The 25,109-nt window shown below is 45.3% G+C and carries 23 protein-coding genes; 11 read left to right on the top strand and 12 right to left on the bottom strand.

Annotated features, from left to right (window positions below):
* Positions 1-47 precede the first annotated feature (47 nt).
* Entirely contained in the window at positions 48-1,322 is a 1,275-nt protein-coding gene (gene bioA, locus K6Y21_RS01055; RefSeq protein WP_233069739.1) for an adenosylmethionine--8-amino-7-oxononanoate transaminase, read from the top strand.
* A 10-nt stretch (positions 1,323-1,332) separates the two neighbouring features.
* Here the strand turns inward: bioA and K6Y21_RS01050 are convergent, their stop codons facing one another.
* Positions 1,333-1,692, bottom strand: a complete 360-nt coding sequence (locus tag K6Y21_RS01050; protein WP_233069738.1) for a hypothetical protein — start codon at positions 1,690-1,692, stop codon at positions 1,333-1,335.
* Positions 1,693-1,951: 259 nt separating this feature from the next.
* On the opposite strand from K6Y21_RS01050, the gene asnS reads away from it, so the two are divergent.
* The 4 genes from asnS (at position 1,952) to K6Y21_RS01030 (ending at position 5,241) form a co-directional block, all read left to right on the top strand.
* The gene (asnS, locus tag K6Y21_RS01045) at positions 1,952-3,352 is read left to right on the top strand and encodes an asparagine--tRNA ligase (RefSeq protein WP_233069737.1); all 1,401 of its coding nucleotides are present in this window, start codon (positions 1,952-1,954) and stop codon (positions 3,350-3,352) included.
* Positions 3,353-3,723: 371 nt separating this feature from the next.
* The gene (locus tag K6Y21_RS01040) at positions 3,724-4,113 is read left to right on the top strand and encodes an Imm26 family immunity protein (RefSeq protein ID WP_233069736.1); all 390 of its coding nucleotides are present in this window, start codon (positions 3,724-3,726) and stop codon (positions 4,111-4,113) included.
* Between the two features lie 108 nt (positions 4,114-4,221).
* Positions 4,222-4,557 carry a hypothetical protein gene (locus K6Y21_RS01035; protein WP_233069735.1) on the top strand — a complete coding sequence of 112 codons (336 nt, stop codon included), beginning with the start codon at positions 4,222-4,224 and terminating at the stop codon, positions 4,555-4,557.
* 393 nt (positions 4,558-4,950) lie between these two features.
* On the top strand, positions 4,951-5,241 hold the full coding sequence (locus K6Y21_RS01030) for a cystatin family protein (RefSeq protein WP_233069734.1): 291 nt from the start codon (positions 4,951-4,953) through the stop codon (positions 5,239-5,241).
* 361 nt (positions 5,242-5,602) lie between these two features.
* Here the strand turns inward: K6Y21_RS01030 and K6Y21_RS01025 are convergent, their stop codons facing one another.
* Together K6Y21_RS01025 and K6Y21_RS01020 are read right to left on the bottom strand one after the other, a co-directional pair.
* On the bottom strand, positions 5,603-6,034 hold the full coding sequence (locus K6Y21_RS01025; RefSeq protein ID WP_233069733.1) for a hypothetical protein: 432 nt from the start codon (positions 6,032-6,034) through the stop codon (positions 5,603-5,605).
* A gap of 63 nt (positions 6,035-6,097) precedes the next feature.
* Complete coding sequence (locus K6Y21_RS01020) at positions 6,098-6,463, bottom strand: cupin domain-containing protein (protein WP_233069732.1); 366 nt, start codon at positions 6,461-6,463, stop codon at positions 6,098-6,100.
* Positions 6,464-6,712: 249 nt separating this feature from the next.
* On the opposite strand from K6Y21_RS01020, the gene K6Y21_RS01015 reads away from it, so the two are divergent.
* Positions 6,713-7,693, top strand: coding sequence for an aldo/keto reductase (locus K6Y21_RS01015; protein ID WP_233069731.1), 981 nt, complete (start codon positions 6,713-6,715; stop codon positions 7,691-7,693).
* Between the two features lie 15 nt (positions 7,694-7,708).
* On the opposite strand, the gene K6Y21_RS01010 is transcribed toward K6Y21_RS01015, so the two are convergent.
* The 4 genes from K6Y21_RS01010 to K6Y21_RS00995 all read right to left on the bottom strand — a co-directional run bounded on the left by K6Y21_RS01010 (position 7,709) and on the right by K6Y21_RS00995 (position 10,232).
* On the bottom strand, positions 7,709-8,071 hold the full coding sequence (locus tag K6Y21_RS01010; protein WP_233069730.1) for a MerR family transcriptional regulator: 363 nt from the start codon (positions 8,069-8,071) through the stop codon (positions 7,709-7,711).
* A 459-nt stretch (positions 8,072-8,530) separates the two neighbouring features.
* Positions 8,531-8,995 (bottom strand): hypothetical protein, encoded by a 465-nt coding sequence (locus K6Y21_RS01005; RefSeq protein ID WP_233069729.1) that lies wholly within the window; start codon positions 8,993-8,995, stop codon positions 8,531-8,533.
* A gap of 64 nt (positions 8,996-9,059) precedes the next feature.
* Positions 9,060-9,482 carry a DUF5412 family protein gene (locus tag K6Y21_RS01000; protein WP_233069728.1) on the bottom strand — a complete coding sequence of 141 codons (423 nt, stop codon included), beginning with the start codon at positions 9,480-9,482 and terminating at the stop codon, positions 9,060-9,062.
* A 201-nt stretch (positions 9,483-9,683) separates the two neighbouring features.
* Positions 9,684-10,232: an NAD(P)H nitroreductase gene (locus K6Y21_RS00995; RefSeq protein WP_233069727.1), complete on the bottom strand. Its 549-nt coding sequence runs from the start codon at positions 10,230-10,232 to the stop codon at positions 9,684-9,686.
* Between the two features lie 139 nt (positions 10,233-10,371).
* On the opposite strand from K6Y21_RS00995, the gene sppA reads away from it, so the two are divergent.
* Positions 10,372-12,222, top strand: a complete 1,851-nt coding sequence (gene sppA, locus K6Y21_RS00990; RefSeq protein WP_233069726.1) for a signal peptide peptidase SppA — start codon at positions 10,372-10,374, stop codon at positions 12,220-12,222.
* Positions 12,223-12,397: 175 nt separating this feature from the next.
* Positions 12,398-13,411, top strand: coding sequence for an asparaginase (ansA, locus tag K6Y21_RS00985; RefSeq protein ID WP_233069999.1), 1,014 nt, complete (start codon positions 12,398-12,400; stop codon positions 13,409-13,411).
* Here ansA and K6Y21_RS00980 read toward each other — a convergent pair.
* Positions 13,408-13,677 carry a YeaC family protein gene (locus K6Y21_RS00980; RefSeq protein WP_233069725.1) on the bottom strand — a complete coding sequence of 90 codons (270 nt, stop codon included), beginning with the start codon at positions 13,675-13,677 and terminating at the stop codon, positions 13,408-13,410. The two genes, ansA and K6Y21_RS00980, sit on opposite strands and share 4 nt — an antisense overlap.
* Positions 13,678-13,889: 212 nt before the next feature.
* On the opposite strand from K6Y21_RS00980, the gene K6Y21_RS00975 reads away from it, so the two are divergent.
* Entirely contained in the window at positions 13,890-14,708 is an 819-nt protein-coding gene (locus K6Y21_RS00975; RefSeq protein ID WP_233069724.1) for a DUF2989 domain-containing protein, read from the top strand.
* A 76-nt stretch (positions 14,709-14,784) separates the two neighbouring features.
* Here K6Y21_RS00975 and msrB read toward each other — a convergent pair whose 3' ends face one another.
* The gene (gene msrB, locus K6Y21_RS00970; RefSeq protein WP_233069723.1) at positions 14,785-15,168 is read right to left on the bottom strand and encodes a peptide-methionine (R)-S-oxide reductase MsrB; all 384 of its coding nucleotides are present in this window, start codon (positions 15,166-15,168) and stop codon (positions 14,785-14,787) included.
* A gap of 582 nt (positions 15,169-15,750) precedes the next feature.
* Between msrB and gap the strand changes: the two genes are divergently transcribed.
* Positions 15,751-16,746, top strand: coding sequence for a type I glyceraldehyde-3-phosphate dehydrogenase (gene gap / locus K6Y21_RS00965; protein WP_233069722.1), 996 nt, complete (start codon positions 15,751-15,753; stop codon positions 16,744-16,746).
* Between the two features lie 351 nt (positions 16,747-17,097).
* On the opposite strand, the gene glgX is transcribed toward gap, so the two are convergent.
* The 3 genes from glgX to malQ all read right to left on the bottom strand — a co-directional run bounded on the left by glgX (position 17,098) and on the right by malQ (position 23,851).
* Positions 17,098-19,212 carry a glycogen debranching protein GlgX gene (glgX, locus tag K6Y21_RS00960; RefSeq protein ID WP_233069721.1) on the bottom strand — a complete coding sequence of 705 codons (2,115 nt, stop codon included), beginning with the start codon at positions 19,210-19,212 and terminating at the stop codon, positions 17,098-17,100.
* Between the two features lie 2 nt (positions 19,213-19,214).
* On the bottom strand, positions 19,215-21,563 hold the full coding sequence (glgB, locus tag K6Y21_RS00955) for a 1,4-alpha-glucan branching protein GlgB (protein ID WP_233069720.1): 2,349 nt from the start codon (positions 21,561-21,563) through the stop codon (positions 19,215-19,217).
* An 89-nt stretch (positions 21,564-21,652) separates the two neighbouring features.
* Positions 21,653-23,851, bottom strand: coding sequence for a 4-alpha-glucanotransferase (gene malQ / locus K6Y21_RS00950; RefSeq protein ID WP_233069719.1), 2,199 nt, complete (start codon positions 23,849-23,851; stop codon positions 21,653-21,655).
* 312 nt (positions 23,852-24,163) lie between these two features.
* Between malQ and K6Y21_RS00945 the strand changes: the two genes are divergently transcribed.
* Complete coding sequence (locus K6Y21_RS00945) at positions 24,164-25,054, top strand: D-hexose-6-phosphate mutarotase (RefSeq protein ID WP_233069718.1); 891 nt, start codon at positions 24,164-24,166, stop codon at positions 25,052-25,054.
* The last annotated feature ends 55 nt before the right edge of the window (positions 25,055-25,109 follow it).

Raw genomic sequence — 25,109 nt, 5'->3', positions numbered from 1 at the left:
AGACTGTCAACTTTTTCAACGCACCAAAGTTAACTAATGGTTATTTTATGAGCATTAATACCGAGTTTGACCAGCAGCATATTTGGCATCCCTACACTTCCAGCATCCATCCCCTGCCCTGTTATCCTGTGGTGCGCGCCCACGGTGTGCGTCTTGAGCTAGAAAACGGCCAGCAATTAATTGATGGCATGTCGTCTTGGTGGGCCTGTATTCATGGGTACAACGTGCCTGAGCTTAACCAAGCCGCGCAAAACCAGCTCAATAAAATGGCCCATGTGATGTTTGGTGGCATTACCCACCAAAGCGCGGTGGAACTATGCCAAACCTTGGTAGCGATGACCTCTGCCAGCTTAGAAAAGGTGTTCATCAGTGATTCCGGCAGTGTGGCGGTAGAAGTCGCGCTGAAAATGGCGCTGCAATATTGGCACAGCTTAAACCAGCCTAGGGCTAAATTTTTAACCGTACGCAACGGTTATCATGGCGACACCTTTGGCGCCATGGGCGTGACCGACCCACAAAACTCAATGCACGAGATGTATCAAGACTTTTTGCCACAGCATTATTTTGTTAGCGCACCGCAAACCCGTTTTGACGAAGCTTGGCAAGAAAATGAAATGGATGAAATCAAGGCGCTTCTGGCCGAACGCCATCAAGATATCGCCGCCATTATTATCGAGCCAATCGTGCAAGGCGCGGGCGGCATGCGTATTTATCATCCCAACTATTTAAAAGGACTGCGCCAGCTAGCCGACCAATACGGCATTTTGCTGATTGCCGATGAAATCGCCACTGGCTTTGGTCGCACAGGCAAACTGTTTGCCTGTGAGCACGCTGGCATCGAGCCCGATATCTTGTGCTTAGGTAAAGCCTTAACCGGCGGCTATTTAAGCCTAGCGGCAACTTTAACCACGAAAAAAGTGGCCGATACCGTGTGCAGCGGCAAGGCGGGTGTCTTTATGCACGGGCCAACCTTTATGGCTAATCCTTTAGCCTGCGCCGTGGCACAAGCCAGCCTAACCCTGTTATTAGAAAGCCCTTGGCAAGCCAATGTGACGCGCATTGAGCAGCAGCTAATGGCTGAATTAATGCCCTTAAAAACGCACTCAAATGTGGCCGATGTGCGAGTGCTGGGCGCCATAGGTGTGGTTGAGACCACGCAAGCTTATGACGTGGCTACCTTGCAAGCCATTTTTGTTGAACTAGGCGTGTGGATCCGCCCGTTTGGCAAGCTTATCTATATTATGCCGCCGTTTGTGATCACGCGGGCTCAACTCAGTCAGTTGACTTCGGCCATCGAGCAAGCACTGCAGAGATTGGCTTAACTAATACAAATTAACCATAGTCATAAAGAAAAATAATAAATACCAAGCTAATCACTATAAGCAGCACAGGGTTAAACCAAATATGATCTGTGCTGCGCCGTTTATAAAGCAAATTGACTAAAAAATTGATAGTGCTGATGGCGCAGCAAGCCCATAGGGTATAGAGAAACACGGTTTTTAGCTCGATGACCCAGTGATCACGAAACGGCAAATTGAAATAGCGCACTAAGCCTGTTTCCATTTCAGGGCGAGCGTAATGAAACAAGATCAAAGCGATAAGAAACAAGCTCCAAGCCAGTAACGAGCTCCAACCCAGTAATACATTTAACCAAGGGGTCGCATTGCGTCTCTCCTTGCGTGCTAACCTCATTTCGACCTCCTTTTCTGGCTTAACAAGCCTTAATCTAGCGAAAATCCTACCCATTTACTGTGAGCCAAGTGTCTCGCTGCGCTTAGCGCCACACAAAAACGAATTTTTACTTGTTTCCTGACTAAGCAAAGGTAAGATTAAGCCCTTTAATAATTGGTAATTTTGGTGAACAGGCTTTAGCTCGCACAGAGCCGCTTGGCGGCGGAGCTAAAAAGCAAAATGAAAGTTCACTACTTGGTTAAGCTGGAGTGCTAAAAAAATGACGCAAGCGTCCGTAGTTGAAGTATTTAAAGGTCAGTTTCCGATTGGAAGTCAGGTCACTGTAAAAGGTTGGATCCGCACGCGCCGTGATTCAAAAGCCGGAATTTCATTTCTTGCCGTTTACGACGGCTCATGTTTCGACCCGATCCAAGCCGTGGTGCCAGCCAATTTAACCAATTACGAAAACGAAGTACAACGCCTAACCACAGGTTGCTCGGTTGAAGTAACCGGTGAAGTGGTAGAAAGCCAAGGTAAAGGTCAACAATTTGAAATTCAAGCGACCAAGGTTGTGGTTGTGGGTTGGGTTGAAGACCCTGACACTTACCCTATGGCAGCCAAACGCCACAGCATTGAATATTTACGCGAGCACGCTCACCTGCGCCCTCGCACCAACATGATTGGCGCGGTTGCGCGCGTGCGTAACTGCTTATCTCAAGCTATCCACCGCTTCTTCCACGAGCGTGGCTACTACTGGGTAAGCACCCCTATCATCACCGGCAGCGACACCGAAGGGGCGGGTGAAATGTTTCGCGTGTCTACCTTAGACATGATGAACTTACCAAAAGACGACCAAGGTAACATCGATTATAAAGAAGACTTTTTCGGCAAGGAAACCTTCCTAACCGTATCTGGTCAGCTAAATGGTGAAACCTACGCCTGTGCCCTAAGCAAAATTTACACCTTTGGCCCAACGTTTCGCGCCGAAAACTCAAACACCAGCCGTCACTTGGCTGAGTTTTGGATGATCGAGCCAGAAATTGCGTTCGCCGACCTTGCCGATGCCGCACAACTGGCCGAAGACATGTTGAGATACGTATTTAAAGCCGTATTAACCGAGCGTGCTGACGACATGAAGTTCTTCGCCGAGCGCGTTGATAAAGACGCCATCAGCCGCCTAGAAAAAATGGTCAGCTCTAAGTTTGTGCGCATGGACTACACCGAGGCCATCGACATTCTGCAAAACTGTGGTAAGAAATTTGAATACCCAGTTGAATGGGGCGTAGACTTACAATCTGAGCACGAGCGTTACATCGCCGAAGAGCACATTGGCGGCCCAGTGATCATGCAAAACTACCCGAAAGACATTAAAGCCTTCTACATGAAGCTAAATGAAGACGGTAAAACCGTGGCAGCCATGGACGTACTGGCACCGGGCATAGGTGAAATCATTGGCGGTAGCCAACGTGAAGAAAACCTAGAAGTGCTAGATGCGCGTATGGACGAAATGGGTCTAGATAAAGAAGAGTACGGCTTCTACCGTGATCTACGACGCTACGGCACCGTGCCACATGCCGGCTTTGGTTTAGGCTTTGAGCGTTTGGTAGCTTACGTAACCGGTATGGGCAATGTACGCGACGTGATCCCATTCCCACGTGCACCTAAAACGGCTGATTTCTAAGCTTAAATTTAGATTAGCTAAAATGATTGAGAGCCGACCACAGAGTCGGCTTTTTTGATCCCTAAGATTGGCTTTTCAACTGGCAAGCTAGAACGATAGGCGCGGTAGGTAAAATGCAAAAGTCTCGGCTTGTTCACATTGAAATATGATTCATTGATGTATAGTCACGTAAATTATCCGCTCGGTTTGTAGGGAGCCTGATTGAGGGGGTCGTAATATTTAGACTCAATTTGTTTTTCCCTTGGTGTAAAGTTTAGACTAGGATGCGAAATTAAAGTATTGATTAATTGAATATTTTACGGGATAGACCTTGGCTGTCGTATGCAGGATTATTAGGAAAGATGTAGATTACACGGTTAGCTGAAATTAGCATGAAACAAAATTACCCTTTCAAACCCAAATCAACCTCATACTTAAAGCGAGGGCAATTTTGGTCAGTTCCACTTGAGAACGGCAAGTATTGCTGTGGCGTGGTGGTCGGGAAACTGTCGACATTGGATAAAGTAGACTCTCGTATGTTTATCGCCGCTCTGTTGGATTGGGTTGGTGATACCCCACCAACAATTGATTTAGTAGCTGGCTCTAGAATTTTAGAACAAAGCTATGCACATATAAAAACGATTCAAGAAACTGGTGGAGAAATTTTGGGTGAGGGCTTTAAAACAAGTTCAGAACAAGAAGTCTATCCTAAGGCATATGATATGGGGGCGTGGGGTTATCATTACATCCTTGCGCTTGCTACAAAAACATACGGCAGGTGACAAAGCCATCATGGAGACATTTTTCGCTCCATTTTAGGTGGCTTCACCACATCCCACCAAAACTCAACTACATAAATAACTCCCCATAAACCAGCGTTATTACTCAATATGAAAACGATCACTGTTCCGAAGAACACGGAAGCTGAGAGATTACTGGACTTAGATCAATGCCCTCCAGAGCAATTGGAAGAAATTATCCTGTCAAAAGAGCAATTTGCTAATTTATGGTCAGCGGGTTTCTTTGATGATATCAACAAGCTCTGTGGGTCAATGATCGATGACTATGAAGATGAAATCTTGCCAGCAAAAAATTCCGTTCCGGTTGTCTTGGCTTATATTCAAACCCAACAATGGGAGCCGAAAGTTCACGACATTGTAAATGAAATCAAATACCTTCTTATAAAAGCTAAGGAATACGGCACAAGTGTTCATTTCTATTTCTAGCAAAATGATAACAAGTAAAAACGACATATCCCTTGGGGCTGGACGCTCTAAAATAGCCACTGCTTTAGCTGTTAAGCGTAACGAAAAGTTGTGGCAGAGTTAAAGATACTCAGTCACGTCGTAGACAACATGGAAGCAACAGGTTCAAATGGAAGAGGGAACATTCACCTAAAATACTGACAATAATGCCGAGATATAAGCTAGGGCAAGTTAGTGGGAGTCCTGTTACTTTTTGTGAGCTACACAAGCGATCGAACGGCACTTGGTGGCTAAGATAGGTTAACTATTTAATTAAAGAGAGAAATCAAAATGAAGTACCCTATCACCTATCTAGCTTTGTTAAGTATTTTCACTCTGGCAGGGTGCAGTTTATCACCAAAGGAAACGGCATCGATGACATACGAAAGCCCTATTTGCAACAGCAAGAACCTTGCTGGTGGTTGGTCTCAGAAAGACATGTCACCTCAGGCTCAAGAAACTCTAGATTTTGCCCTAAACTCAATGGTTACTGATGCACAACTAACCAAGGTACTGTCTGTGCATTCCCAAGTGGTGAATGGTGTCAATTATGCGTTTGAATTTGAGATGGATAATAGTGAGGTTTACCACACCATAGTTTATCGAGCGTTAGACGGTGAAATGAGCCTCACTCAACCAGTAGAGCTCGGCAAAATTTGTCCTTAGCCATATGAAAAAGTTTAGTTAGAAGGGAGCTGGGATATATGTAAACTAGGCGCCCTACTCAAATATCGGTATGGTTAAGGCTCACGACGAGCTCCCATTCCAGAGCACACCGAAGACAGATAATCTCTAAACAAGGCTTTATGCGCTAGGATTGGATAAAATCAAGCCAAGCAAAAGAATCATGTCCATGAACCAGTTTGCACTTTTCTTTTACTCCTTAGCTTAATAAGCTTGGCCTTGACGATTAAGCTTTGCCAAATCAAATACCCCAATGCCCCCGCTGCAATGGGGCTCAAAACTGCTAGGATGTACTGGTGTTATTTATCTTTGGCGTAGTTTACGGCGTGATAATCATGCATACCTATTTAGATAGCTGACAATGTCCCAATGCAACGGCAGATTTCCCCGGTTGTGTTGCGAGATATAGCTCCCCCAAAGTTAGATCATCGTACCAAATGCCCTCAAGCTTTACTTGATATTTAACGGCCATGTCTTCAGCCAAGGTTTCAATCTCTAGCGAATCTGGCATCCATTTTTTAGGGTAAAGGGCACGGTAAATATCCAGAATTTTATCTGTTGGCGCAAACTGCAATTTGTCTTTCTCATCAAAAGCAAATGCTAAGGTGAAATCCGTTAAAAACCGCCGCATATCTTGCTTTTTTGCAGCAGGAAAAGCCTGTTTCCAGCGCCGTCCCATGCAAACTCGGCGGCGATATTGCTTTGGTAAGCTATCATCAAACCAGCACAGCGCAGCAACAATGACGATAAATATAAGCGCTAAGATTAAATACATGATGTTCTCTAATGGCGTATCCCGATCTGAATCTATTTGTCGAGGGTGACCAGTAAATCCAAGTTAAATCCAAATATCTGCTTCAGCGGTCAGATCTCCGCCCGCATCCCCAGTATTAATAACGCCCCTTGGTTCAACCAGCAGTACTTGGCACAGTCCTTTGGCAAAGGGTTTATGCTCTACCCCCTTAGGTATGACAAACATTTCCCCATTAGTGAGCGTGACCTTACCATCGCGAAATTCAATTTCTAGTGTACCGTCAATCACGATAAACACCTCATCGGTGTCTTGGTGAGCATGCCAGACAAATTCACCTTCGCCTTTAGCCAGCTTAAATTGGTAATCGTTCATTTCGGCGATAACGCGAGGTGACCAAAGGGCGTCAAATTGTGAAAGCTTCTCTTTTATATTGATTGCTTGATAGTTCATGATCTTCCTTTTCGTTTGGCCATCATAGCGAGCCATCGGGGCTAGCACTAGCATGTGGTGTAATGAAAACGGATCGCCTGCATGTGAAGTTAAAAAACTCAATTACGCACACGGCGATAGCATCGGTCGGTAACAGCTCTATGGTGGAACTGATTGAATAATATTTCAAAATAAGCTGTTGACTTAGAGTTAACTCTAACAATTAGCATGACCTTAGTGAATTAGAAACAGCCATTAAGGAGCATTATCATGGAAACTCGTCAACTAGGAAGATCAGATTTATCACTATCGGTTTTGGGCTTAGGCAGCTGGGCTATTGGTGGGGATATTGGCGATTGGGGCTGGGGCACTCAATCTGAGCAAGATTCCATCAACACCATTCATAAAGCACTAGAATCGGGCATTAACTGGATCGACACTGCTCCAGCCTATGGTTTAGGTAATGCTGAGCGGGTCATAGGTAAGGCGTTAAAACAAACCTCACAGCGGCCCTATATCATGACTAAGTGTGGTTTTTACTGGAACCAAGGCGAAAGTGAATTGATTCCAGGCCTTAGCCCCGAGCAAATAACCAAGGAAGTAGAAGCTAGCTTATCTCGCCTAGGGGTTGATGTGATTGACTTGTACCAAATTCATCGCCCCGTGCCCGAGCACCAACTTGAGCAAGCTTGGCACACCTTGGCCGAATTAAAAAAACAGGGAAAAGTGCGCGAAATTGGCGTCTCTAACTTTACGGCCGAGCAGCTGGCATCGCTACACAAAATAGCGCCAATCACCTCAAATCAACCAGCGTATTCACTGTTGAGTCGAGAAGTGGAAGCCTGCATATTGCCTTGGTGTCAAGCGCATCAAGTCGGCACAATCCATCATTCCAGCATGGCCAATGGTTTGCTTTCTGGTCGAATGACAAAACAGCGCGTTGCTAACCTAGATACAAGAGATTGGCGTCATAAGTCGCATTTTTACCAAGAGCCAAACTTAACCAACAACCTCGACTTCGTTGCCAAATTGGCACGTTTAAGTGAGCAACTAAACTGCTCCGTTGCGCAATTAAGCATTGCATGGACATTAGCTCACCCGGCTACAACGGGCACCATTATTGGCGCGCGAAATGTTGCGCAATTGGCTGGATTAATCGGCGCAGCCGAAATAGCAATCTCTGCCGAAATCTATCAACGCTTAGGTGATTTGAGTGGACAACTGCAGCAAATTGAAGGTTCCGCCGCCTAACCTTCCCCCCTAGGCTTATTTGGTTTCATCGATTAAGCTTTGATAATGGGTAATTTTCCAATCAATATGAGCAAGAAAGTCTTGAGTTTGCAGCAACTGCTGCTCAAGGCGCTTCTTGTGTTTTTGCATAATCGACAGTAAAAAATCCCCTTGGTTTTGCGCATCCCCAACCTTGGCCGCATACGCCTTGATTTCTTTTAGGGGCATGCCCGTGGTTTTAAGGCAATTCACAAAGTGGATCCACTTTACATCTTGTTCACGAAAAAAGCGGTGGCCCGCGCTATCTCTTGGCACGTCACCAATTAAACCCGCCTTTTCGTAATAGCGAATGGTGTACCCTGATAAACCCGTTTGCTTTGAGACTTCTTGGATCCGCATATATCCCTACAACTTATAATGAAATCATAGGGTGATTCTACTTTCAGGCTAAATTAAGTCAATAAAGTGTCAAGGCTATAACTCAACCGCGAGAGGGTTCAGTTGGCTTGCTCGACAGTCCGACATTTCGGAAAGGTAGAGCATCCTCGCTCTACTCGATGCCATCAGAGCCATAAACCACCTTAATCTGATTAGTCACTCCCCAACTTGCTTTTGCTAGTCGCACGGATATCGTTAAGCTGACTAAATATGAATCTCAAGATATGAAATCCATCATTTGAAAGGATGTCCTGTTATTATTCTATTATTGATTATTAAGACAAAATGTCATTCTACAACCATCGCTCGACCCAGAACACTTGGTATAGCCATTCAACAAAAAAGTTCACACTCAGCTACTTAGACATATAATTGAAAGCTTCAAAAGCGAGGCAATTCACTAACCCCATTGAGCTTAGTCTACTTATTTAATAAAACATCAAATCCCAAATGCTTAGAAACTGAGGTATTAACTGCTGCACGTAAAGACATACTGACCCAAAATGGGCAGACATTTTCAGGTCTCAAAAATGCTCTGAGTTCGTCATCTGAAAGGAGTTTAGGTATGCCTTCGCATTGAACCTTCATAGCAAAGCTATCATTACTGGGCTGACTCACTTTTCCAACCATGTCAGTAGCTAATAGATACTGATTTATTCGACTAACTGCCTTGTCAATATCCAAACCTAGTTTATCCATCAATGACAGAACCATATTTTGTGAATATGCGTTTAAATAAGCCCTAACCCCTTGCTCAAATAACTCCGGATTGTAGGCGTTGTTAGTGATAAATCCCGAGTCATCGGGCTGACTGCTGCGCATGACACAATAACCCGAGTCATGTTCAGCTTTTAATAGCCTTAAATCTACATGCCAACCTTGCATTATCCACCTTCCAAGCCGTTGTACTATTCACCTGTAATCAAAACACAAAACGCACTTTGGGTTACTAATGGCCATCAGGGCTATAAACCACCTTAATCTGGCTACTTACTCCCCAGCTTGTTTGTGCTAATCGCTCTGTGCCAATTAAGCTTCGATGAATATTAAGCTGGAAGTCAGAAATCCACCGAATGTTAGGCGCCACTTGATTTGCCAGCCCTTCAATAACAAATATATTACCCGCCTCATTACCCAGCTCCTTATTAACATCAAGCAATGAAATATGGGTGCTAAATCCTGTAGTGGCGCCACAATCACGCTGGAAAATCACCGCTTTATATTCTTTGTTGGGCGACAGCACTTCTGCGTATTTTTCATTACCGCACAGGTCACTGGTGATAACGATAAACATAATTGCTAGGATGGCGGGAATGCCAACAGCCATGAAGGCCAAAGTCATCGCCACCTTCTGCCAAGTTTTCAGTCCCAATTAACGCCTCCGACATAGGAGCATACTCAAAGCACTTCCAAAATTAGCTAAACTAGTGGCTAAGTTAATTGCCTAACCAACAATGGCCACCCTCGTGCCCCGATTAATGTATTCAGAGGCATCAGAAACGTTCAGATCTTACAGGGCGAAAGCAATAAAGTATGACCACAACTTGAAGCAAAACGCCCTATTTATTGAAAGCTATAGATAAATAACAAAATCATCCACGCTTAAGGATTTAGGCGCAGGTGGCTCAGCGACTTTGCTGCCGATATATAAAAAGCCGACGAGGCTTTCGTTTTCACCGAGCCCTAAGCCTTGCTCAACATCAGGGTTGTAACATAGCTCGCCCGAGCGCCAAATACCGCCATAACCTAGAGCTTGTGCGGCCATTTGCATGGCGTGTACGGCGCAACCTGCGGAAATCACTTGCTCAACCTCGGGTACTTTATGCTCTGGCGTTACTCGGGCGACCACAGTGATCACTAAAGGTGCACGTTGGGGCATATTTTGCGCTTTTTGCAGGGCCGCTTCGTCTGCACCTTGAGCTTGCATGGCTTGATAGTAAATATCACCTAAACGTAACAAACCATCGCCTTGAGCAACGATAAAGCGCCAAGGGTGTAGGCCGCCGTGATCGGGGGCGCGCAAGCCAGCCTGAAGAATAGTTTCAAGTTCACAGCTATCGGGAGCAGGCTCGGTTAAGCGAGCACAAGAGCGACGTTTAAGTAATAAATCCATGGCTAACATAGAGCAAGACTTCCTTTAGTAAATAGTAATCAATATCATAATAGTTGAGACCCGAAGATGAAACCTTTGCGCGTAAGAGTTTTTTCTTGTGCGCTTCTCTAGTAAAGTGAAACCATTCGTTAGTTAAGGGAATACGATTTTGCGAGCAATTAAGTGGCTGTTTAGAACCATAGGCAAAACTATCAACTTTGTTAGATTGTTGATTTTGAATTTAATTTTCCTCGCCATTGTGGCGGTGGTGGTGATAGGTTTTAATACCGACAACAGTGTTCAAGTACCGCAAGGCGCGGCATTAACACTCGACTTGTCTGGTGTGATAGTAGAAGAGCGCCGCCCTGTTGATCCTTTTCAAGAAATATCCAATGAGATTTTTGGCAAAGATCCCAATCAGTTTCGTGAAACAGCCTTAACCGATATCATCCATGCCATCCGCTTTGCCCAATCAGATAACCGTATTAGTGCACTGGTACTGCGCCTTGAACAATTGCAAGGCACCGGCATGAATAAGCTGTTTGAGATAGGTGATGCATTAGATAAATTTAAGGCCAGTGGCAAAAAGATCTACGCTTATGGCGATTTCTATAGTCAAAGTCAGTATTTTTTAGCCAGCTATGCCGATGAAGTGATGCTCAATCCTCAAGGCGCCATCTTACTGCAAGGCCTAGGCGTATATCGTTTGTACTTTAAGTCGGCCATCGAAAAGCTCGATATTACCCCTCACGTTTTTAAAGTGGGCACTTACAAATCCTTTGTTGAGCCCTACACCCGTAATGATATGTCTGCCACTAGTAAAGAGGCAAACCTGCACTGGTTAAATCAGCTTTGGGATAGTTATGTCAGTTCGGTGGCGGCTCAGCGCCAAATTGGCCAAGACGATGTGGCGCCGAATATCGAAAGCTATTTAGCCCGACTTCGCTCTGTCAATGGCGATCAAGCGGCTTATGCAAAAGCAACAGGCTTGGTGGATGAATTGCGCACTCAGCAACAAGCTAACCAATTCTTGATGGCCAATATTGGCAAAAGTCACTCGGGTGAAAGCTATTTAAATATCGGCTTAAACAGTTACCTAGCAGCCATCCCTGACGCCTTTAATTACCATGAACAAGGCCAAGATAAGGTAGCGGCCATTTTTGCTAGCGGCCAAATTATGAGTGGCAAGCAACCTACCGGCGTGATTGGCGGCGAGACCTTATCCGATTTATTGAGCCAAGCGCGCATCGACCCTCATGTTAAAGCAGTGGTATTGCGCCTTGATACACCGGGCGGCAGTGCGTTTGCATCGGAACAAGTGCGCCAAGAAATTTTAGCGTTAAAACAAGCCAACAAACCTGTGGTTGTGTCCATGAGCAGCACTAGTGCGTCGGGCGGATATTGGATTGCCTCGGCCGCGAATGAAATCGTGGCCTCGCCCGTCACACTAACCGGCTCTATCGGTATTTTTGGTATGTTTGCTACCCTTGAAAATGCGCTGGCGAAAATGGGCATTAATAACGATGGCGTGGGCACTCATGTATTAAGTGGCGTCGATGTCACCAGGCCTTTGCCTGATTACATGAAGCAAATCATCCAAATGGGCATAGACAATGGCTATCAGCAGTTTATTTCTGTGGTTGCCGAGGGGCGAAACATGAACCTAGAGCAAGTCGACAAGCTAGCCCAAGGCCGCGTTTGGACCGGTCAGGATGCCAAAGAGAAAGGCTTAGTGGATCACCTTGGAGGGCTAGATATCGCCCTTAGCCGCGCGGTGAATTTGGCTCAACTAGAAAACTATGAAGTGAAAGTGATCCGCCCTGAGCTCAGCGCGAAAGAGCAATTTATGGCGGACTTAATGACGCAATCGGCGCAAATCGTTGAACAAAGCGTGATTAGCTCATCAACGGTGCGCCAATTCCTAAAGGCCCTTGATGAACAAGCTGCGCCTTTAGTGCAGTTTAATGATCCCAAAGGCATTTATGCTTTATGTCCTGCCTGTGAGCAGGTCAAAATCTAATTTCAGCCGACTGTATATTGAAACCCAACAGCCCAGTTTGACTGGGCTGTTTTTTTCCAGCTGTTGAGCTGTTTCAGTCACAGCCAATTTCTCTGTTCGCCGAGCAAGCTCGCCCACATCAGCAACTAGCTGGTATATACTTAGGCCATAAATTATTTTAGCAAGAGATAAGATGTTGGCTAAAAAATCCATTTACGTTGCCTACACAGGTGGAACCATCGGTATGCAGCGCTCTAAGCAAGGTTATATTCCGGTTGCGGGGGCCTTAGCACAAAACATTGCCAGTATGCCCGAGTTTTACCGCGATGAAATGCCTGAGTTCACCATCCATGAATACGCGCCTTTAATCGATTCCTCCGACATGTGTCCCGATGATTGGCAGCGCATCGCCGACGATATTGCGGCTAACTATCAAAAATACGATGGCTTTGTGATTTTACATGGCACGGATACCATGGCGTTTACCGCCAGTGCCTTGTCATTTATGCTCAAAGATCTTGCCAAGCCAGTGATCGTGACAGGATCGCAAATCCCCCTCACCGAGCTGCGCTCCGATGGGCAGCGGAATTTGCTTAACGCCCTTTATATTGCCGCTAATTATCCTATTCCCGAAGTAAGTTTATTCTTTAATAACAAGCTGTTTCGCGGTAATCGAACCACTAAGGTTCATGCCGATGGCTTTGAAGCCTTCGCTTCTCCTAACTTTGAACCTTTGCTAGATGTAGGAATAAATATTCGCGTCGTCGCTGGCGCTTTATTGCCGCCAACCGATTCCCAACTAAAGGTGGTAAAAATTACCCCCCAGCCGATTGGTATTGTGACTCTCTACCCGGGAATTTCGTCTTTGGTGGTGGCCAACATGCTCAAGCAGCCGGTTAAGGCGTTAATCTTACTCAGTTATGGAGTGGGAAATGCGCCACAAGACAGCGCCTTGCTCGATTTACTCCATCAAGCCCATCAACGGGAAATATTAGTGGTTAATCTAACCCAGTGTATTAAAGGCAAGGTGAATATGGGCGGTTATGCGACGGGTAATGCATTGGCTCAAGCCGGCGTGATCAGCGGCGCTGATATGACCAAGGAAGCCGCACTGGCAAAACTGCATGCGCTGCTTAGCCAAAATTATGACTTTGAGCAGCTAAAATCGAAAATGCAGCTCAGCCTGCGCGGTGAGTTAAGCCCAGATTAATCTTGCTGGCTGATCTCGATTTTTTGCTTGTATTGTTGTTTTAGCTCAGATTTACTTTTCATGTGCACTTCGCCCCCTTTGGCCACGGTGAAGTGCTCAGGCTGCGCATTATGGTGTGCTTGCCAAGCAAATACCGCTTGCAGCGCATAAGCCTTTTGCTCTTCGGTTAACGGGTTGCCATCGAACCACTTGCCCGTTTCAACGGCAGCCTTTAAACGCTCATATATTTCAGGACTAAGATTGGCGACTAATTGCTCTAACGACATACAGATCCGTTTCCTTATTTACTCTTGTTGCTATCACGCTATGATGCCCTAAACAAGCGTTGAGATCACCCGCGATTGTTTAATGCCAGCTTGTTAGCAGAATTTGCGCTAAAAGAGCCACATTTTATTTTATTGCGTTATCATTAAGCTATGTCCACAGGCGAAGTCACCCTAACCGCTTCGCTTCTCCATTCAGTTAGATGGCGAAATACATGTCCAAATACATACCTTTTCTCTTTATCCCCTTGATATTAATGACAACAGGTTGTGAACAAAAAGCGAGTATCAAGGAGATTTGCAGTGATACCCCTGAACTCTGTGATGACCTCAATACGGATGATGGCTGGTGTAAAGAAGAGCGCTCAAATGTGATCCGCAGTCGCCAAGAGCAAACCAATCCAGAGATTGAGACTGATTTAGCGAAATACCATCTGCTACGAGATTTTAAAGCCTACAAGAAATGTATCGAGCGGGCGGCACAAGTTGAGCCTATTATCTACAAAGAAAAGAAAACCGGCCGTGTTAACGCCTTGATCACAGCAGAAAATGAAATTCAACGCCTAGAGCAGGAAACCATGGATTCAAATGAGCCTCACCTTGCTTATTATCACTGGCGTGTACGCGGTGATCAAAACGCCAAAGCAAGATTTATGGCCATTGAAGATTCTCCCGCGTTAGATGAGCCTGAGTTGGCGTTGGCTATGGCCAGTTACTACTTTGAACGCGATCCTGATAAAACCGCTAAGTTACTTTATCGTGCTATTAGTAACTACAAAGGGGAGCTACCTCCAGAGAGTATCTATGACTCGCTGACGACCTTAAACTTGCGGGAAAAACGCTACCCTGAAACCTACATCTGGATGCAGGTGGCGAAGCAACTAGGCAAAAAAAATGTCAGCTTGCAAACCTTAGAGCGCTACCACGTGTTTAGTCACGAAGAAAAAGCAAAACTGGATAGCCTAGCGCAGCAATTAGCAGACAAAATTAGTGACGGTCAGTTTAGTCCCAAAGACGCAAACTTCACGTTTTAACCCTATTGGGCTCACCTGAATCTGGGGGAATGTGTTGCTTTATCTCTAACAGAGTGCAAAGCAACACATGCTCAGGTTAATCTTCCTGGGTAAACTGCATACTCACAGAATTAATACAATATCGTTTATGGGTTAAGGTAGGGCCATCATCGAACACGTGTCCGAGATGCGCATGGCACTGGCTACATTGAACTTCTACCCGCACCATACCATGGCTGGTATCTTCTAAGTATCGGATAGCGCCCGATATCGACTCATCAAATGATGGCCAGCCACAACCTGAGTCAAACTTATTTTTTGATGCAAACAATGCCTGTCCACAACAAATGCAGTGATAGACCCCGTTGTCCTTATTGTGAAGTAAGGCCCCGCTAAATGGGGCTTCTGTTCCCTTTTCAAAGCAAATATGAAACTGCTCTGGCGATAATTTATCGCGCCAATATTCTGCTGATTTAGTCATTATGCAAGCTCATCTTCTATATAAATTCAGTGATCCGAGGAATAATCCTTACAAGTCCCCGTGTTTAAATCAAGTTAACGAGGCTCATCACTAATTCCCCGTGGATTATATCTTTATTTATAAGTAATTACGTATGTTTGTTGCTAAAAAGTTCAGTAACAAACTTAATTCATAGCGTAAAAAAACTTGCAAAAAAGCCCTTTTTGGCTTAGATTTCAAGCTAAATTTTGTAATATTACTAACTTATTGTTGTTTACTTTCAAAGTTCCGAACCTTGATTCATTGACTTAATATCGGTGTCATTTTTGTTGTTGAGTTTGTTTGAACTATCATGATTTCAATCATTCCCGCGGCAACAAAATTAACACTTGTTGTTAAAACCAATATGAATTAATGTAGGAAAATAACGAAATGCAATATCAAAATTCGTCAAAATCAAGCATTTTTGCGATTTCGAGCATTTCAAATGAAAGGATTTAACATCAAAGGCGTAAATTTGATACGAATCAAGTTTAGCCTCCTTTGATTTAGGTAGTATCACCACAGTTTCCAGTTAAAACAAACCTGTAAGGATCTTAAAAGATGACTATTAAAGTAGGTATCAACGGCTTCGGTCGTATCGGACGTTTTGTATTCCGCGCTGCTCAAGAGCGTAACGACATCGAAGTAGTAGGTATTAACGACCTAATCGACGTAGATTACATGGCATACATGCTTAAGTACGACTCAACTCACGGCCGTTTCAACGGTACTGTTGAAGTTGAAGGCGGTAACCTAGTAGTTAACGGTAAAACTGTTCGCGTAACTGCTGAGCGTAACCCAGAAGATCTAAAATGGGATGCAATCGGTGTTGACGTAGTTGCTGAAGCAACTGGTCTATTCCTAACTGACGAAACAGCTCGTAAACACATCACTGCTGGCGCGAAGAAAGTTGTACTAACAGGTCCTTCTAAAGACGCTACGCCAATGTTCGTAATGGGCGTTAACCAAGACACTTACGCTGGCCAAGACATCGTTTCTAACGCTTCTTGTACTACTAACTGTCTAGCGCCTGTAGCTAAAGTACTTAACGACAAGTTCGGTATCGAATCTGGCCTAATGACAACTGTTCACGCAACTACTGCGACTCAAAAAACAGTTGACGGTCCTTCTGCTAAAGACTGGCGCGGTGGCCGTGGTGCTTCTCAAAACATCATCCCATCTTCAACTGGTGCTGCTAAAGCGGTAGGCGTAGTTCTTCCAGAACTAAACGGCAAACTAACTGGTATGGCTTTCCGTGTACCAACTGCTAACGTTTCTGTTGTTGACCTAACTGTTAACCTTAAAGAATCTGCTACTTACGAGCAAATCTGTGCTGCAATGAAAGAAGCTTCTGAAGGCGAGCTAAAAGGTGTTCTAGGTTACACTGAAGACCAAGTTGTTTCTCAAGACTTCATCGGTGAAGTACAAACTTCAGTATTCGATGCTAAAGCAGGTGTTGCACTAACTGACAAGTTCGTTAAAGTTGTATCTTGGTACGACAACGAAATCGGTTACTCTAACAAAGTTCTAGACCTAATCGCTCACATCTCTAAGTAAGCATTAGTCTCTGAATGATAAAGCCCGCAACAGCGGGCTTTTTTTGTTTCTGAAGCTCAAGCATTTCGTTAAAGCGAAATCGGACTCATGTTAAGCCCAAACAAAGTTCTAAACCTAATCGCTCACATCTCTAAGTAATTATTAGTTCTAAAGAATTATAAACCCCGTCTAGTGCGTTTTTTTTGTGTCTGCTGCTCTGTGGGAGCTGCAGTCATGCAGCGATAAACTTAGATAAGCTTGTATAAACTTAGGTGTTGCTAAACCCAATGACAGGTTAAGTAAGCATTAGAGCCTAAGAGTTGAATGCCCCATGTGAGACCGCAGCTCGCTGCGGGAATAACCATAGAGCAGCTAGAAGTAGGGATTAAACTCTTTGGCCGTTAACAGCATCAATGAATGAGCATGGCTCGTACTGCATTGACTCATCACACAATTGTCTGGGCATAACATGCCATTATTAACCGAGGTATCAAAAACACATTGCCAATTGACTAAACTGTCTTTGATTTGAGGTAACACTACCGCCACATCATATTCCGATGCATTAAATATCAGTAACCAGTGTTCACTGTTGGATTCAAGCTCCAGTTGCAGAACTTGCGCCGTCGCACTGTGCCATTGGCTTTTTTGCATAAAATGGCCGTCAGGGTGATACCAACGCGCTTGAACTATGTCGGAACGGGTTTGAAAACCATCATCAGCCAAGCTTAATTGAGAAAAAATACTCGATTTTAATCGTAGCTGGATCATTTGCTGACAAAAAGCCAACTGTTGCTTTTGTAAATCAGACAGCTGCCAATTAACCCAGCTAACCTCATTGTCTTGGCAATAAGCGTTATTATTGCCTTGCTGAGTTCGCCCCATTTCATCCCCCGCCAAAAAATGAGGGGTACCTTGAGATAGAAACAGGGTTGCGATCAAGTTACGTTTACGCTGCTCGCGACGCTGGATCACCTTAGGGTCAAAACTGGGCCCTTCAACCCCGGCATTACTTGATAAGTTGTGGCCATGACCATCTCGGCTATTTTCACCGTTGGCATGATTATGACGGTGTTCGTAGCTGACTAAGTCTTCTAGCGTGAAGCCATCGTGGTAACAAACATAATTAACACTGGTGTGAATACTGCGTTTGTTTTTCGGAAAGATATCCCGTGAACCAAGGATCCGCGTTGCAAACTCCGCAATTTGCCCAGAGTCACCGCGCCAAAACGCACGGATATTATCGCGATACCTGTCGTTACACTCATACCAATTACTTGGAAATTGGCCTAAACGATAACCTCCAGGTCCAATATCCCAAGGCTCAGCAATCAGCCTAACTTGGCTTAATACAGGATCTTGAAATAACGCTTTAAAAAAGGCGCTATAAGGTTCAAATGCGCCTTTCTCTCGCGCCAAGGTAACCGCTAGATCAAAACGAAAACCGTCTACTTGCATTTCCGTTGACCAATAACGCAATGCGTCCAAGGTGAGCTTAAGCGCCCATGGCAAATCAATATTGACCGTGTTACCACACCCTGTAAAGTTGGCGTGCCGGGTGGGCAGATCCGGATTATCGGCATGCTCAAAGTAGTAATAACTGTTTTCAGCCAAGCCCTTGTAGCTCAAAATTGGTCCACCCTCTCCGCCTTCTGCGGTGTGGTTAAAGACCACGTCTAAAATCACTTCAATACCCGCTTGATGGAATTGACGAACCATGGTTTTGAACTCGGTGACCGCATCTTGGTTCGCATAACGGGGATCGGGAGCGAAGAAATTTACCGGGTTGTAGCCCCAGTAATTCGTCAATCCTAGCTCCATTAACCTCGGCTCAGCCATAAAGCTAGCCACTGGCATGATTTGCACCGCTTTAATCCCCAGCGCCGTTAAATGAGCTATCACACTGGGATGACTTAACCCTAGATAAGTGCCTCTTAACTCACTCGGCACGTCTGAATTGAGCCAAGTAAACCCTTTAACATGAAGTTCATATAAGATGATTTCACTTGCTTTCAGGTTTGGTTTAGCGACACCTTGCCAGTCAAACTTTTCATCAACCACCACAGATTTGGCCATGACATGCGCATTAGCGGCTAAGTCCACCGCATCACACCACACCACACTCTTGTTAAGGGCTTTCGCATAAGGGTCAATTAACAACTTTTCATTGATCGCGTCTTGCCCCGAGGCATCATCTGACTCAACAATATAACCATATCCCTGACCCGCTTTGACACCTTGAATAAAAGTCGACCAAAATTTGCCACGCTTTTCGGTTAATAGAAAGCGGACCTGCTCTTGTTCATGTTGATCAAACAACACTAGCCAGATCCGATGGCAATTACTGTAAACAGAGAAGTTACAACCTGCTTCAGCCAGCTCTGCTCCTAGAGGTAATATCTTGCCCTCTAATTGCTTAAACGGCGACGTTTGTAACGAACACGCACTGACATCTTGGCTTGAGTCTTGGCTTGAAACAGGTTTCATCTTTATGCCTTTTTACGTATGTAAAGGGTTGCTAGCGGCGGTACATTCAGTTCAATTGAATGAGATTGACCTTGATGTGCAACATCTTGGGCATGGAAGTGGAACCCTGCATCATAGTTACTGCCCCAGTAATACTCACTGTCGGTATTAACCACAATCTCATACTCACCAGCATCAGGCACACCTAACCGGTAGTTGTCCCGCGGCACTGGCGTAAAGTTACTGACAATAATCACTTGATTCGTTTTATCTAAATTCTGACGCATAAAGGCATACATCGAGTGCTCACCGTCTTGGTGATCTAACCAAACAAACCCTTGCGGCTGATAGTCAGCCTCATACATGGCCGGCTCAGCTTGATAAAAGTGACCAAGATCTTTACATAGCAACTGATGCCCTTTGTGTTTGTCATATTCAAGCAGCCACCAGCCTAATTGTTCATTGTGGTTCCACTCAAATGACTGGGCGATTTCATTACCCATAAAGTTCAGCTTTTTACCCGGATGAGCAAACATAAAGCCCGCATAGGCGCGTAAGTTTGCACTGGCTTGCCACTCATCGCCGGGCATCTTGCCAAGAAGCGATTGCTTACCATGCACCACTTCATCATGAGACAAAGGCAGAATAAAATGTTCGTTGTAGTGGTAGACCATGGCAAAGGTCATTTCATTGTGATGGAATTTGCGATACATGGGATCTTTCGACATGTACTCTAATGAATCATGCATCCAGCCCATATTCCATTTGAAACCAAAGCCCAACCCGCCTTCAAAAGTCGGTTTAGACACCCCCGCAAACGCGGTTGACTCTTCGGCTATCGTCATAGCATGAGGATATTGTTGGTATACCTCTTCGTTAAACCATTTAAGCAAGCTGATCGCTTCATAGTTATGGTTTCCACCATCGACATTGGGTACCCACTCGCCCTCGTTGCGCGAGTAATCCCAGTACAACATAGAGGCAACAGCATCAACACGCAGGCCATCGACGTGGAATTTATCCAGCCAATATAACGCACTGGCGACTAAGAATTGACGAACATTGTCGTTACCAAAATCGTAAATATATGAGTTCCAATCTGGGTGCCAACCACGACGCGGATCTTCATATTCGTACAAAGGCGTGCCATCAAAGCGTGCCAAACCATGAGGATCCGATGGGAAATGAGCAGGCACCCAATCAATGATCACCCCAATACCCTGTTGGTGACAGGTATCAACAAAACGTTTGAATGCATCAGGATCGCCAAAGCGACTGGTTGGCGCAAACATACCCACGGGTTGATAACCCCATGAGCCATCAAATGGAAATTCAGAGACAGGCATCACCTCAATATGGGTGTATCCCATTTCTTTAACGTACTCAACCAGCTCGTGAGAGAGCTCATCATAAGTTAAATAGCGACTGCCTTTTTTATCGTCCGGCTTACGGCGCCAAGATCCTAGGTGTACCTCGTAAATGTTCATCGCACTATAGCGTTTGTCATTTTGCTGCGATTGTATCCAATCCGCATCCTGCCATTGGTACTGTGAATGGTCATACACCACAGATGCATGAGAGGGGTATTGCTCAGCGCTAAAGCCCACCGGGTCGGCTTTGTGTGGCAAACGATTACCGAGTGGATCTTTTAGCTCGTACTTGTAACGTTCGCCTGCTTTTATTTCAGGCACAAATAATACCCAGTGACCACACAAACTGCGCTGCATTGGATGTCTGCGGCCATCCCAATGGTTAAAGTCACCAATTAAGCTTACGCTGCTTGCACTCGGGGCAAAGACCGCAAAACGCGTGCCACTGATCACCTCGCCATTGAGCTCTATTTCTGTGACTTGCGCCCCCAACACCTGATAGAGGTTTTGCGGACGGTGGGTCATGGTACTTAAGCCTTGATAGGCTGGCTCATGAAACTGATAAGGGTCAATAAAACGATGCGCTGCGCCATCGGCATAAGTTGCTTGCAGTCGATAATTAAAGGGGGCTTTTACATCGGGCAGAGCCAGTTCAAACAAGCCCGCCTCGCCGACTTGCTTCAGTGTTGCTAACGGCGTTGCTTCACCAAATGCGAACACATCGACTTGTGTCGCCTCAGGCAACCAAGCTCTGATTAAATATCCCTTATCTTGTGGTAACAACCCTAAATGCTCAAAGGGTTGATTCAAACATGCGCCTTCAAGGGGAGTCAAAAGAGGATGCTGATTCTCTTGAGCCTTGATCTTGGTTTTGGAGGTTGATGTTGCACTGGCTTTAGTCGAGCGTGGTGCTCGTTTAGCTGCGGTCGTTTTTTTGGCGGTAGATTTTGGTTTAGCCGCGCCTCGGTTGGTTTTTTTAGCTGGTTTTGAAGTTGTGGTCATAACGTACTCTAAAAAGTTAATAGCAACGCCCTTTCTTTGCGTTCAGCATAATGCACGCGCAATGCATGCATTTTTCAAGGGCGTATCAATTATTCAGCTGCGATACTGCGGGCTAAGCTGATATTGCGACATAGCGTTTGTATATGATCTTGATTGAAAATATCGTCAAGATTACAGGTTAGCTTGCGTCGCCAGTTGGGATATTCGTCACTCGTGCCAGGTACATTGACGGGTTTATCCATCTCTAAAAAGTCTTCAAGTTGCAAACTCAGCAACAAGGAACGGGCATGAGCAAGGTGTTGCTGGATACCAAAACTCAACTCACGATCCATGCCAACGAAGTCAACACAATTTGAAATACGGTCTGAAATTGCCTGATGGCCGAATAAACTGTTGAGTATTTGTTGTTTCGCGCTGTGACGATCAGCCATGAGTTGATCGACCAGTTCTTGGGTTGGATAAAGGCCTAAGGTTTTGCCCAAAGTAAGGTCGTCACAATGCCAGTAACCGCGCAAGGTAGGCATATCATGAGTCACCACGGTCGCCATAGCTTGGGCAGGATAATGGGCCGGTGAGATATAACCGCCGTCTTCGGCCGTTTCAAAGCAAAAAACACGATAAGAGTAAACGCCAGCATTTTCCAGCAGCTCCCCCATCCCATCAGGTACCGTGCCCAGATCTTCACCAATAATTAAACACTGATTGCGTTGGCTCTCCAGAGCGAGAATGGCCAGCATCAGCTCTACAGGGTAGTAAACATACACGCCTTGCGCTGCACTTTCCCCTTCCGGCACCCACCATAACCGCAATAATGCCATCACATGATCGATGCGCAACGCCCCACACGCTTTCATATTGGCTTGTAATAACTTAATGTAAGCGGCAAAGCCATGTTCCACTAAGCGCGACGGGTCTAACGGCGGCAGGCCCCAATTTTGACCGAGAGGACCAAGGACATCAGGCGGAGCCCCCACCGTTGCTTGGACACAATAATCCTGTTTATTAGCCCATATTTCACAGCCACCAGACGCCACTCCAACAGCCAAATCGCGGTATATGCCAATTTCCATATCAAGGGTCTTGGCATGTGTATGGGCTTGCGTTAACTGCTCATCAGCTAACCATTGTAGATAGGCCCAAAATTGAACCTCATCAGGGTGCTGTTCACGCCAGTCTTGGACAGCTGAGCTGTGATAATCTTGTAACGCTTGCGGCCAGGCTGGCCAGCCCCAAGCGTGACTATCCTGTTTGATCAAGTCTTCGTGCAGGGCATCAAACACGGCTTGTTGCATCAAGGCGTCACCCTTGTCCTTGATAAACTGCTTAAATGCTTTTGCTCTTGCCCCATTTTTTTTCAGTGTCCCTTTAAAGGCTTCATAACTCAGTTTCAGCGCACTGAGTTTTAATTCGTGAACAAGTTGATAGTCAACATCGTCAACAATACGCGCATACTTAAGTTTGTCTTGAAACACGGCGCTGTTAAATAAATCTTGTGCGGCTTCACTGAGCTTAAACTCAGGCACCTGACTCACGTCTATATAGATAATATTGAGCCATTGCCTCGATGACGGGCTATAAGGACTGGCATTGTCTGGCATCATGGGGTACAAGGAATGGATCGGATTTAGGCCAACAAAATCCCCTCCTTGTTGCTTAATTTGCCCTAGTAATTGCTTCAGGTCTGAAAAGTCACCTATGCCCCAATTCGCCTCACTGCGCAGGCCGTATAACTGCACACTTACCCCCCAAAGGCGTTTTCCCGCGGCCACATTAGCTGGGGTATAACAGGCGCGAGGCGCAATAATAATACGACTGATGCCAAGTGCGTCTTCAACATGGGGGTCAAAAATACGTAGGTCATGATAACCCAAGGCTAACGTCACAGGCAGGGTGACCGAATAGGCTTGAAACTCAACCTCATTAAGGTGCTCAACGGCCAATAACTCACCATCCACCGGACAAAATGTCCCTGTCAAGATTTCTCCTGATTCGGTTTCAATTTCATAACTTAATGTTTCAGCGACAAATTCAATCGGCAGTTTAACCTCAAGCTGAAGCGACTCCTCGTGGTAAGCCAAAATAACCGGCGCTAAACTGGATAACCAATGCTCTTTTAAAGCATCTGCGACTTCGCTCTCGAGGCGCTCAGGTGAGGTATCACATCCCATCGCGTTGAGAATACGAGACACTACCTCTGGACTCGCTTGAGTTTGCTTGCCCCATGCATCGGTATAATGAGGGTCAATCCCCTTCATGCTGGCTAGATTTGCAAGTAGACTTTCTGACATACCACTCCCATTTGGACGCTGAGCCATAAAAATTTAAAAATAACGTGTAAAGATGGAGCTTATATTACGTAGTAACAAAAAAACGTTTGCCTTAAACAAAGCATCTTTGTGAAATCATCATACTCATTTTGTGCTGGTCAATTCCGCTACCAAAAACGCAATTAGAGTTTGATTTAAAACAAACAAAACCGCGTCTCATCTACGTCTCGATAAGGCGTCGCTGGTAGAATGATGACTTTATAGCTTAATTCATCATTGTCATTTTTATCAACTAACAATTAAAGCATAATTTTCAATGCTATATGAGGTTTTATGATAGACCATCTAAATTTAACGTCAAAACGAGATCTGTCCCCATCTGTTCAATTGATGTCCGATGAAAAGGGAGTCGAGTTTGTCAAGGTTCAACACCCCAAAGCGCAAGCGTGTTTTACCCTCCATGGAGCGCACTTAATTCACTTTCAAGCTCAAGACCAAGCGCCTGCAATTTGGTTAAGCAAAACAGCGATTTTTGATAACAAAAAAGCGATACGTGGCGGTGTGCCTATTTGCTGGCCTTGGTTTGGCGCACCCGCACCCAGCCTAGGTGAAGGCTTACCTTCTCATGGTTTTGCTCGTAATAGCTTATGGCAATTAGGCGACATAAAAGAAGATGAGCAGCAAGTGGTTATTTCCTTCACCCTAACCGATAGCCCTGCAACACACTCGCTATGGCCTCATCAGTTTGAATTAACCTTGACCGCGATCATTTCTGACACCTTGCAGCTGAGCTTAATCACCAAAAATACGGGTAGCCAGCCACTGCAATACTTGGCGGCCTTACATACCTACCTCAATATTTCAGCGCCAGAGCAGGTTGAAGTCACTGGGTTGGGGCCAACCTACATCGACAGCTTAGACAACAAAGCCATCAAAAATGCAGCCGCAAACTTAACCTTATCAGGCCCGGTGGATTCACTTTACATTGAACCGACAAACATCGTGAAGTTAGCTGACTCAGGTCTTGCACGTGAATTAAACATTACGAGTCAAGGCCACGATACCATAGTGGCATGGACACCTTGGGTTGAAGGCGCGAAAAGTATGGGGGACATGCCAGATGACGGCTATCAAACCATGGTGTGTTTAGAAGCGGCCATCACAGGTAATGCGGTGACGGTAGCCCCAGGTGAAAGCCATCTATTAAGCACCACGATTAGCTAGCATTCACTAATCAACTGCGAATAGAAAAAAGGGCCGTTAGGCCCTTTTTTATTGC

The sequence above is a fragment of the Motilimonas eburnea genome (genome assembly GCF_021295345.1).
Taxonomy (GTDB): Bacteria; Pseudomonadota; Gammaproteobacteria; order Enterobacterales; family CBDFNC01; genus Motilimonas; species Motilimonas eburnea.
Note: the sequence above shows the minus strand (reverse complement) of the source record. Positions and strands in the feature narration are given on the sequence as shown.

What these genes read in the sequence shown, in the direction of transcription:
- bioA (WP_233069739.1), top strand. Translation starts at nt 48, where the DNA reads ATGAGCATTAATACCGAGTTTGACCAGCAGCATATTTGGCATCCCTAC.
- K6Y21_RS01050 (WP_233069738.1), bottom strand. Translation starts at nt 1,692, where the DNA reads ATGAGGTTAGCACGCAAGGAGAGACGCAATGCGACCCCTTGGTTAAAT.
- asnS (WP_233069737.1), top strand. Translation starts at nt 1,952, where the DNA reads ATGACGCAAGCGTCCGTAGTTGAAGTATTTAAAGGTCAGTTTCCGATT.
- K6Y21_RS01040 (WP_233069736.1), top strand. Translation starts at nt 3,724, where the DNA reads ATGAAACAAAATTACCCTTTCAAACCCAAATCAACCTCATACTTAAAG.
- K6Y21_RS01035 (WP_233069735.1), top strand. Translation starts at nt 4,222, where the DNA reads ATGAAAACGATCACTGTTCCGAAGAACACGGAAGCTGAGAGATTACTG.
- K6Y21_RS01030 (WP_233069734.1), top strand. Translation starts at nt 4,951, where the DNA reads ATGACATACGAAAGCCCTATTTGCAACAGCAAGAACCTTGCTGGTGGT.
- K6Y21_RS01025 (WP_233069733.1), bottom strand. Translation starts at nt 6,034, where the DNA reads ATGTATTTAATCTTAGCGCTTATATTTATCGTCATTGTTGCTGCGCTG.
- K6Y21_RS01020 (WP_233069732.1), bottom strand. Translation starts at nt 6,463, where the DNA reads ATGAACTATCAAGCAATCAATATAAAAGAGAAGCTTTCACAATTTGAC.
- K6Y21_RS01015 (WP_233069731.1), top strand. Translation starts at nt 6,713, where the DNA reads ATGGAAACTCGTCAACTAGGAAGATCAGATTTATCACTATCGGTTTTG.
- K6Y21_RS01010 (WP_233069730.1), bottom strand. Translation starts at nt 8,071, where the DNA reads ATGCGGATCCAAGAAGTCTCAAAGCAAACGGGTTTATCAGGGTACACC.
- K6Y21_RS01005 (WP_233069729.1), bottom strand. Translation starts at nt 8,995, where the DNA reads ATGCAAGGTTGGCATGTAGATTTAAGGCTATTAAAAGCTGAACATGAC.
- K6Y21_RS00995 (WP_233069727.1), bottom strand. Translation starts at nt 10,232, where the DNA reads ATGTTAGCCATGGATTTATTACTTAAACGTCGCTCTTGTGCTCGCTTA.
- K6Y21_RS00980 (WP_233069725.1), bottom strand. Translation starts at nt 13,677, where the DNA reads ATGTCGTTAGAGCAATTAGTCGCCAATCTTAGTCCTGAAATATATGAG.
- K6Y21_RS00975 (WP_233069724.1), top strand. Translation starts at nt 13,890, where the DNA reads ATGTCCAAATACATACCTTTTCTCTTTATCCCCTTGATATTAATGACA.
- msrB (WP_233069723.1), bottom strand. Translation starts at nt 15,168, where the DNA reads ATGACTAAATCAGCAGAATATTGGCGCGATAAATTATCGCCAGAGCAG.
- gap (WP_233069722.1), top strand. Translation starts at nt 15,751, where the DNA reads ATGACTATTAAAGTAGGTATCAACGGCTTCGGTCGTATCGGACGTTTT.
- glgX (WP_233069721.1), bottom strand. Translation starts at nt 19,212, where the DNA reads ATGAAACCTGTTTCAAGCCAAGACTCAAGCCAAGATGTCAGTGCGTGT.
- glgB (WP_233069720.1), bottom strand. Translation starts at nt 21,563, where the DNA reads ATGACCACAACTTCAAAACCAGCTAAAAAAACCAACCGAGGCGCGGCT.
- malQ (WP_233069719.1), bottom strand. Translation starts at nt 23,851, where the DNA reads ATGTCAGAAAGTCTACTTGCAAATCTAGCCAGCATGAAGGGGATTGAC.
- K6Y21_RS00945 (WP_233069718.1), top strand. Translation starts at nt 24,164, where the DNA reads ATGATAGACCATCTAAATTTAACGTCAAAACGAGATCTGTCCCCATCT.